This is a genomic window from Sphingomonas sp. UV9, from assembly GCF_004101245.1.
Classification (GTDB): Bacteria; Pseudomonadota; Alphaproteobacteria; order Sphingomonadales; family Sphingomonadaceae; genus Sphingomonas.
Genome location: NZ_SCIN01000001.1, coordinates 324,219 through 333,684, shown reverse-complemented (window position 1 = coordinate 333,684; position 9,466 = coordinate 324,219). Strand labels below are relative to the sequence as shown.

Annotated in this window: 6 protein-coding genes and 2 riboswitches; of the genes, 1 reads left to right on the top strand and 5 read right to left on the bottom strand. The window is 67.0% G+C overall.

Annotated features, from left to right (window positions below):
- Nucleotides 1-2: 2 nt before the first annotated feature.
- The 5 genes from cobW to EQZ23_RS01275 all read right to left on the bottom strand — a co-directional run bounded on the left by cobW (nt 3) and on the right by EQZ23_RS01275 (nt 8,575).
- Entirely contained in the window at nt 3-1,052 is a 1,050-nt protein-coding gene (gene cobW, locus EQZ23_RS01295; protein ID WP_128452677.1) for a cobalamin biosynthesis protein CobW, read from the bottom strand.
- Between the two features lie 99 nt (nt 1,053-1,151).
- A riboswitch (cobalamin riboswitch) is annotated at nt 1,152-1,366 on the bottom strand.
- 118 nt (nt 1,367-1,484) lie between these two features.
- Nucleotides 1,485-2,474 (bottom strand): HoxN/HupN/NixA family nickel/cobalt transporter, encoded by a 990-nt coding sequence (locus EQZ23_RS01290; RefSeq protein ID WP_128453524.1) that lies wholly within the window; start codon nt 2,472-2,474, stop codon nt 1,485-1,487.
- A gap of 242 nt (nt 2,475-2,716) precedes the next feature.
- Nucleotides 2,717-2,933: riboswitch (cobalamin riboswitch) on the bottom strand.
- A 60-nt stretch (nt 2,934-2,993) separates the two neighbouring features.
- Nucleotides 2,994-5,102: a S9 family peptidase gene (locus tag EQZ23_RS01285; protein ID WP_240663103.1), complete on the bottom strand. Its 2,109-nt coding sequence runs from the start codon at nt 5,100-5,102 to the stop codon at nt 2,994-2,996.
- A complete protein-coding gene (locus EQZ23_RS01280; protein ID WP_128452676.1) occupies nt 5,099-7,162 on the bottom strand; it encodes a S9 family peptidase in 2,064 nt (687 codons plus the stop codon). Before EQZ23_RS01280 ends, EQZ23_RS01285 begins: the two co-directional genes overlap by 4 nt.
- A 42-nt stretch (nt 7,163-7,204) precedes the next feature.
- Nucleotides 7,205-8,575 (bottom strand): cytochrome P450, encoded by a 1,371-nt coding sequence (locus tag EQZ23_RS01275; protein WP_128452675.1) that lies wholly within the window; start codon nt 8,573-8,575, stop codon nt 7,205-7,207.
- A gap of 105 nt (nt 8,576-8,680) precedes the next feature.
- On the opposite strand from EQZ23_RS01275, the gene EQZ23_RS01270 reads away from it, so the two are divergent.
- Entirely contained in the window at nt 8,681-9,460 is a 780-nt protein-coding gene (locus EQZ23_RS01270; RefSeq protein ID WP_128452674.1) for an SDR family NAD(P)-dependent oxidoreductase, read from the top strand.
- Nucleotides 9,461-9,466 lie beyond the last annotated feature (6 nt).

The window sequence follows — 9,466 nt, the reverse complement described above, 5'->3', positions numbered from 1 at the left end:
GGTCAGGCGTCCAGCGCGGCCTTGATGCGGGCCTCGTCGATGCGGTCGTGCTCGGCGATGACCACCAGTTGCGTGCGGCGCGGTTCGCCGGCGCGCCATGGTCGGTCGTATTGCGTGCGGACGCGCGCGCCGACGGCTTGCACCAGCAGTCGCATCGGCTTGCCGGCGACGGCGGCGTAGCCCTTGACGCGAAGGATGTCGGCGCTGCGGGCGAGCGCCTCGATCTTCGCAGTCAGGTCGGCGGGGTCGGCGATCTCGCCCAGTTCGACGACCACGCTGTCGAAATCGTCATGCTCGTGATCGTCCTCGCCGTCGTGGTGCGAGGGGCGTGCGGCGATGTCGTCCTCGGCGGCGGCGTTGAGGCCGAGGATCACGCGGGGATCGATCACCCCGTCGGTGAGGTCGATGACCGGCAATGGCCGTGCGGACTCGGTGGCGATGACGGCGCGGGCCTTGGCGACACCCGCGGGGCCGGCGAGATCGACCTTGGTCAGGAGCACGAGATCGGCGCAGGCGAGCTGGTCCTCGAACACCTCCGAGAGCGGCGTCTCGTGATCGACGCTCGGGTCGGCGGCGCGCTGGGCGTCGAGCGCGGCCACGTCGGGGGCGAAGCGACCGGCGGCGACCGCCTCGGCATCGGCGAGCGCGATGACGCCGTCGACGGTGACGCGCGAGCGGATCGCGGGCCAGTCGAACGCCTTCAGCAGCGGCTTGGGTAGCGCCAGGCCGGAGGTCTCGATCAGGATGTGATCGGGGCGCGGGTCGAGCGCGAGCAAGGTCTCGACGGTCGGGATGAAATCGTCGGCGACGGTGCAGCAGATGCAGCCATTGGCCAGCTCGACGACGTTCTCGGCGGGGCAATCGGGGATCGCGCAGCCCTTGAGGATGTCGCCGTCGATGCCGAGCGTGCCGAATTCGTTGACGACCACCGCGAGACGGCGTCCGCCTGCATTGCGGATCAGGTGGCTGATCAGCGTGGTCTTGCCGGCGCCCAGGAAGCCGGTGACGATGGTGACGGGGACCTTGGCCAGATCGGGCGAACGGTCGGACATAGTATTTCTCCTTCGAGCACACGCACGCACGACCAGACGGCCGCACGCGTTCGTCGCTCAAACGGAGTACCGTGCCGCGACCATCCCCTGGATCATGGCAAGAGCGACCGTTGCGCTGGCAGGTCTCCTGGCTCGCGGGTCGAGGCTCGACGTACGCCTTCCCAGGTTTCCCCAGTGGCTGCCCCCCTCGCGAAGGGCGTGTGCGTCTCGCTCACCGCTTACAGTTGCAGGGACAGCCGCGGCATTGGGAGGACACCCTCCCGCACCGCATTCCCATTCAAGCCCCGAAGGGCACCGGCGCGATCTGTGAGGTTCGGTGAAACCGATCCTCAAGGGTGGGGTTAGAGGAATATGGCGGGTGTGCCAATTCGCATATCAGTAGTTTTCGATCCTCCCCCCCCCAGGGGGAGGATCGAGCGCGACGGCGCGCGCTTACCCGTGGACGACCTCGATCTCGTCGAAGCGTTTCCAGCGGTAGATCGCGAAGCTCAGGACCCAGCAGAGGACGAACAGGCCGATGATCGCAAAGCCCAGGCCGTTGAAGTTCTCGCCGAGTGCGGCTGCCAGATCCCAGATGCCGCCCGACAGGCCGAGTTTCGCCCCGATCAACGCCATAGTCTCGATCCCGCCGATCGCGATCGCGACGATGGCGGAGATCAGCGTGATGGTGATGTTGTAATAGAGCTTGCGGATCGGCTTCACGAACGCCCATTCATAGGCGCCGAGCATGACGACGCCGTCCGCCGTGTCGACCAGCGCCATACCGGTCGCGAACAACACCGGGAGGACGAGCACGGTGCCGATCGAGAGACCGTCCGCGGCCTGGCTGGCGGAAAGGCCGAGGATCGCGACCTCCGTGGCGGTGTCGAAGCCGAGGCCGAACAGGAAACCGAGCGGCGCCATGTGCCAGCTCCGCGTGACCAGCCGGAACATCGGCCGGAACAGTCGCGCGAGCAGGCCGCGGTTGCCGAGCAGCAGGTCGAGATCCTCCTCGACATAGGTGCCGCCACCGCGGACATGGCCGAAGGTGCGCCAGACCGAGCGGAGGATGATCAGGTTCATCGCGGCGATCGTGAAGAGGAACAGCGCGGAGATCATCGTCGCGACCACGCCGCCGACCTGCTTGAACGCCTCGAACTGCGACAGCGCGCTGGCGGTCAGCGCGATCGCGACGGCGGCGATCAGCACGATGCCGGAATGGCCGATCGCGAACCAGAAGCCGACCGCGATCGGGCGCTGGCCGTCCTGCATGAGCTTGCGCGTCACGTTGTCGATCGCGGCGATGTGGTCCGCGTCGACCGCGTGGCGAAGGCCAAGGCCCCATGCCAGCAGCGCGGTGCCGAGCATCAGCGGTTGCGCGTGGAACAGCGAGAACGCCCAGCACCATGCGGCAATGTTGGCCGCGACGAGGCCTGCGAACATCCAGCCGATGCGCTTGCGGGTCGAACCCCGCGCCGGTCTCTCGATCGTAAAAGTCGTCATGCACAAAGCCCCGCAGCGTCCGACGAGGACGGGGGCATACCGCGAACGGCCGGGCCGCGCGACGACCGGACGCCATGAGCGGCCGACGCACGACGCCAATGCGGCCCCCGCCACATGGTCGTCGCTCAGGCGGTGTCGCGCAGGCGGCGTTCACCGTGCCTCGGCCACCCCCTGGACCGGGACAAGAGCGACCAGACGCCGGCAGGTCTCCTGGCTCGCGGGTCGTCGCTCGATGCACGCCTTCCCAGGTCGTCGACCCAGTGGCTGCCCTCGCGAAAAGGGCTCGTGCGTCTCGCTCGCCGCTTACAGTTGCAGGGACAGCCGCGGCATAGGACGGCGAACCGTCCGCACCGCATTCCCAATCAAGCCCTTCCGGGCACCGACGCGATCACGGGACAGGCTGGAAGCCGCGTCCCGCGCGATCGGTACCCTGCTTTCGACCGCATGCCAACGGCCGCGCTATTTCGCCACGCCGAGCTGTTGCAGCATGAACGCCTGCCATTCGGCATTCTGGCGATAGCGCTCGAACCGGCCGGACTTGCCGCCGTGCCCCGCCTCCATATTCACCCGGAACAGCAGCGGGTTGGTATCGGTCTTCATCTCGCGGAGCTTGGCGACCCACTTGGTCGGCTCGTAATATTGCACCTGGCTGTCCCATAGGCCGGTGCCGACATAGAGCGCGGGATACGCCTTCGCCGTGACGTTGTCGTACGGCGAATAGCTCAGCATGTAATCGTACGACGCCTTCTGCGCGGGGTTGCCCCATTCGTCATATTCGAACGTCGTCAACGGGATCGACGCGTCGAGCATCGTCGTGACGACATCGACGAACGGCACCTGCGCGATGATGAGTTTGTAGTCCGCCGGCGCCATGTTCGCGACGCCGCCCATCAGCAGCCCGCCCGCGCTGCCACCCATCGCCGCGACGCGGGTCCTAGCGGCGTATTTCTGCGCGACCAGATAGCGGGTGACGTCGATGAAGTCGGTGAAGCTGTTCTTCTTGTTGAGCAGATGGCCGTCGTCATACCAGCCGCGGCCCATCTCCTGCCCGCCGCGGATATGCGCGATCGCATACACCATTCCGCGATCGAGCAGCCCGATGCGGCCCGGATCGACACCCGGATCGCTCGAGATGCCGTAGCTGCCATACGCATATTGGAACAACGGCGCGGTGCCGTCGCGCTTCACACCCTTCGCATAGACCACCGAAACCGGGATCCGCGTACCATCCCGCGCGGGCGCCCAGACGCGCTCGGTGACGTATTTGGCAGGGTCATAGCCCGGCACCGGCGCGACCTTCAGCACACGGCGCTCGCCGGTCTTTGCGTTGACCTCGTAGGTGGTCGTTGGCGTGACGAGCGAACCATAGGTGTAGCGAACCCACGGCGTCGCCGTCTCCTCGTTGACGTCGAGCGACATGCGGTAGGCAGGCTCGTCGGCGGTGACCGCGGTCGACTTGCCGGCATCGCTGAGCACGCGGATCATCCGGTTGCCGCCTTGGCGCTGGTCGATTGCGACGAACCCGTCGAACGGCTTGAACCCCTCGATAAAGACCGCGTCGCTGGCGGGCGTCAGGTCGCGCCATGCGGGCGTGCCTTTGGCGAGATCGGCGTCGGCGACGGTGACGAGTTTGTAGTTCTTCGCATCCTTGTTGGTCCGAATGATCCAACGATTTCCGAGATGATCCGCGCCGTAACGGAACTCTCGCGCGCGGGGGGCGATCACGGTGAACGCGGTGGGTGCCGCGGCGGGGGCGCAGCGTTGCTCGTCGCTGACCGTGCTGCCGACGCCGATGCAGACGAACTTGTCGTCGGCGGTGCGTGCGACCTCCATCGAATAGGTGTCGTCCTTCTCCTCATACAGCAGCCGGTCGGAGGCGACGGGTGTGCCGAGGACATGCGCCTTCACGCGGTAGCCGCGGAGCGTGACGGGGTCCTTCTCGATGTAGAGGATCGTCTTGTTGTCGTCCGCCCAGACGACGTTGGGCTCGATGTTCGCGATCGTATCCGCGATCATCGCGCCGGTTGCGATGTCCTTGAGCTTCAACACATATTGACGGCGGCCGACGGTATCTTCGGCCCAGGCGACGCGACGGTTGTCGGGGCTGACCGCCCAGTCGCTGAGCGAGAAGAAGCTGTGACCCTTCGCCATCGCCGGCTGGTCGAAGAGCGTCTCGACAGGCGCGGTCGGGCTGCCCTTGCGGCGTTCGAGGATCGGATAATTGGCCCCCGTCTCGAACCGCGACCCGTAATAATAGCCGTTCTTCGCATAGGGCACCGAGCTGTCGTCCTGCTTGATATGCGAGACGGTCTCTTCGTACAGCTTGGCCTCGAGCGGTTTCAGCGACGCGAGCTGCGCATCGGCATAGGCGTTCTCCGCGGCGAGATAGGCGAGCATTTCCGGGTTCTTCCGCGTGTCGTCGCGCAGCCAGTAATAATCGTCCTCGCGCGCGCCGTTGGGTGACGTCACCTGAAACGGCTTCTTGGCGACGTGCGGCGGTTGAACCTGCGCCGCCGCCGCGGTGGAGATCACGGCCACGCCCGCCAGCATCATGTATCGCATCGTCATTGTGCTGCTCCCGTCACTGCTGCCGGCTTCCGATAGCGATCGAACCAGGCGATGATCGCGGAGGCCTTGGCCGCCGATTGCGACGGGCGTGCGGTGATGCCACCGTGGCTAGCGCCCGGCACCTTGACCAGCGCGGTCGGCACGCCGCGAATCTGCAAGGCCGCGTAATATTGCTCGGATTCGCTGACCGGCGTCCGGTAATCGTCGCCACCAACGACCACCAGGGTCGGCGTCTTGACGTTGCCGACGATGCTCAGTGGCGAGCGGTTCCAATAGCTCATCGGATCCTCCCAGGGCAGCTTGGTGAACCAGTAGCGCGAGGTGAACAGCGTGTTGTCCATCGTCAGCGCCTCGCTGATCCAGTTGATCACCGGCTTCTGCGTCGCGGCCGCCTTGAACCGGTCGGTCTTGCCGACGATCCACGCGGTCAGCAACCCGCCGCCCGAGCCGCCCGTCACGAACAGATTGTCCGGATCGGCGGTGCCGTCGGCGATCGCCGCGTCGACCGAGGCGATCAGGTCGTCATAATCGGCAGCGGGATAGGTCTTGTCGATCAAATTGGCGAACTCGGCGCCGTAGGAGGTCGAGCCGCGCGGGTTGGTCCACAGCACCGCATAGCCCGCGGCGGCGTAGAGCTGCATGTCGGTCGCGAAACCGGGTCCATAGGCGGCGTTCGGGCCGCCATGGATCTCCAGGATCAGCGGCACGCGCTGGCCCGCGACGCGGCTTGGCGGGGTGGCGAGCCAGGCGTCGATTGGCCGGCCATCGGGCGCGGTCACGGCGATCTTGCGCACCTGCGCAAGCGCCTTCGATCCGGTCAGCACCGCGTTGAGCGTCGTCAGGCGGCGCGGGTTGCCGCCCGCCAGCACCCAGACGTCGGCGGGCGCGGACGCGTCGCCGCCGGTATAGGCGATCGTGCCGCCCTTCGAGACCGAGAAGTCGCCGCCGGTATAGGGTCGGTCGAGCCCGCCGCCCGCGACGTTGTCGACCAGCTGCGTGACTCGGCCATCCACGCCGATACGTGCGACCTTGCGCTGGCCGTGATCGTCATAGCTCGCATACAGGCTGCGGCCGTCGGCGGCCCACACCGCGTCCTCGATCCCGCGGTCGAGCGTGGCGGTCAGCGAGCGTGGCGAGGCTGCGTCACGGTCGCCGACATAGAGCTGCGTGTTCTCGTAGCTGCGGCGTTTGTCGTCGAAGCCGAGCCACGCGACCTTCGAACCGTCGGGCGACACGCGCGGCTGGGCATCGGGGCCGTCGCGCGTGGTCAGCGTCCGGATCGCGCCGCTGCTCGCATCGACCGCGATCACGTCGGAGTTCATCACCTGTCTGTCGGCGGCGGGTCCGCGGATCGCGGCGAAGACGATGCTGCGGCCGTCGGGTGTCCATGACAGCGGACCGCCATCGTCAAATTCGCCGTAGGTGAGCTGCCGCGCCGCGCCCCCGTCCGCGCCGACCACGAACAGATGGTCATAGCCCGGCTTCACATAGCCCGGCCCGTCGTTGCGGTAGTTGACGCGGTCGATGATCGTCAGCGGCTCGGCCCATTTCGCGCCTTCGGGCTTGGGCGGCTGGGAGCCGAGCTTGGCCCCCTCGCCCGCCACCGTCGCGATATAGGCGAGCTTCGTGCCATCCGGCGACCAGGCGAGCGCCTGCGGATCGCCCGGAAAACTGGTGATGCGTGCGCTCGACGCGCCGGTCAGCCAGCGGACGAACAGCTGCGAGCCTTCGCCGTCCGGCGCGACATAGGCGATCCGCGCACCGTCGGGCGACCAGCGCGGGCTGCTGCCCTGCGCGGCGAACGGAGTCTGCCGGCCGCTGGCGACGTCGATCACCCACAAAGACGACTGCATCTTGTCGGTCATCACATCGCCGGTGCGGCGGACATAGACGATCGTCTTGCCGTCCGGGCTGATCTGCGGGTCCGCCGCGATCGTCAGGCCGAACAGGTCGCTGCCGGTGAAGCTGCGCGTCGGGCCATCAGGCGCCCGCGCGGCGGGCTGTTGCTGGGCAAAGGCCGGCGTCGCCGCGAGCAGGAGGAGAGCTAGGGTCAAGCGCAACGAACGGCTCCTTCGAATGAACCGCGGCACGATGACACAATATTACGTGGAGGCAAGCGGCACGAACGTAACCGGCAAACCGTCCTTCGGGCGTGGAATCGGGAAGACCTGCCACGCGTCGCCGCTGCCCGCCCCCGCCTCGATCCGGTAGCGCGTGAGCAGATGCGCGATCAGCAGTCGCATCTGCATCGTCGCGAAGTGCAAGCCGATGCACATATGCGCGCCACCGCCAAACGGTACCCAGGCGAACCGGTGGCGGCCTTTCGATGCTTCGGGGCTGAAGCGCATCGGGTCGAAACGCTCGGGATCGGGCCAGTATTCGGCCATCTGGTGCGTGTAGGTGATGCCGACGCCGACGCTCGTCCCTGCCGGAATGTCGAACCCGCCGAAACTGAACGGCTTCAGGGCACGCCGCGGGATCGACGGGACCGGCGGCATCATCCGCAGCGATTCCTTGAAGGCGTATTCGGTGAGGACGAGACGATCGAGCTGGTCGGTCAGCGGTACATCGGGATCGAGCGCGGCGATCTCCTCGCGCAACCGCTCCTGCCAGTCCGGGTTGCGGGCGAGCAGCATCACCAGGCTCGTCGCGGACGAAGTAATCGTGTCGTGCGCGGCCATCATCAGGAAGTTCATATGGTCGGCGATCGCCAGCGCAGTCAGCGGCGCGCCGTCGTCATCGGTCGCGCGGCAGAATTGCGAGAAGAAATCCTGGCCGTCGCCGGTGCGTCTCGCAGGAATTTCGCGCTCGAAGAAGTCGACCAGATAGGCGCGAGCCTTGACGCCCTTGCGCATCTGCGTGCCGGGCAGCGGGCGGCGGATCGGCGCGACGCTCGCCTGCACCTCGTCGACGAACGCCTGGTTGATCCGGTCCGCCTCCGCACCGAGCGGCACGCCGAGGAAGCTGGTCGCGGCGAGATCGAGCGTCAGTTTCTTGACCGCGTCGTAGAAACGCAGCGTCTGACCGGCCCAGCCGCCGATCGCTTCGGCAATTCCGGCGTCGAGTTCGGTTGCATAATGCCGCATCGGCTCGGGCTTGAACGCCACCGACAAGGCTTTGCGATCGGCGCGGTGCTTGTCGAAATCCATCAGCATGAGGCCGCGCGGGAACAGCAGGTTGAGGATCGGTCCCCACCCCTGTTCGGATGAGAAGATCTTGTCGCGGTCGAACAGGATCAGCTCGTTCGCGTCGGGGCCGAGCAGCATCAGGCCCGTCCCGCCGAGCGCGGTGTTGCGGTAGACCGGGCCAAAACGCGCGACCATGCCCCGCGCGAACCCGATCGGATCGGCGAGCATGCGGAACGTGTTGCCGAAGATTGGCAGGCCGTCGTCGCCCGGAATATGATCGAGCGCACCCTTGGGCTGGCGTGGCAGCCAATGCGGGCTGGCGTTCTGCAACAGCGCTTCAGTCATCGTCGGATCCCTGTGCGACATGCCGGCTTGGCAACGCCGGATTACGAGCATAACTAATGTTCTGCAACCGGGACGCGGATCTCGGGGCTTTGACAGGAGAGATGCATGGACCTCGAGAACAGCGCCGCCGTCGTGACCGGCGGCGCATCGGGCCTCGGCGCGGCGACCGCGCGCGCGTTGGCGGCAAAGGGCGTGAAGGTGGCGCTCTTCGATCTGCAGGCCGACAAGGGGGAAGCGCTCGCGGCCGAGATCGGCGGGGTGTTCTGTAAGGTCGACGTGACGTCGGACGACAGCGTCGATGCAGGGTTTGCCGCCGCTCGTGCCGCGCATGGCCAGGAACGCATTCTCGTCAACTGCGCGGGAACCGGGAACGCCGCCAAGACCGCGGGGCGATCGAAGCAGGACGGATCGATCAAGCATTTCCCGCTCGATGCGTTCGACCGGATAATCCAGATCAACCTGGTCGGCACGTTCCGCTGCATCGCCAAGTCGGCGGCGGGGATGCTGACGCTCGAGCCCGGCGCGGACGGCGAGCGCGGTGCGATCGTCAATACCGCGAGTGCTGCGGCGGAGGATGGCCAGATGGGCCAGGCCGCTTACTCCGCGTCGAAGGCGGGCGTGGTCGGCATGACCCTGCCGATCGCGCGCGACCTGATGAGCGAGGGGATCCGCGTGAACACGATCCTGCCGGGGATCTTCGACACGCCGCTGCTGGCCGCGGCGCCGCAGCCGGTGCGGGATGCGCTGGCGGCGTCGGTGCCGTTTCCCAAGCGGCTCGGGCGGCCGGAGGAGTTCGCGGCGCTCGCGCTGACGATGATCGAATGCGGGTATTTCAACGGCGAGGACGTGCGGCTGGACGGCGCGATCCGGATGGCGCCGCGGTGAGCTGAC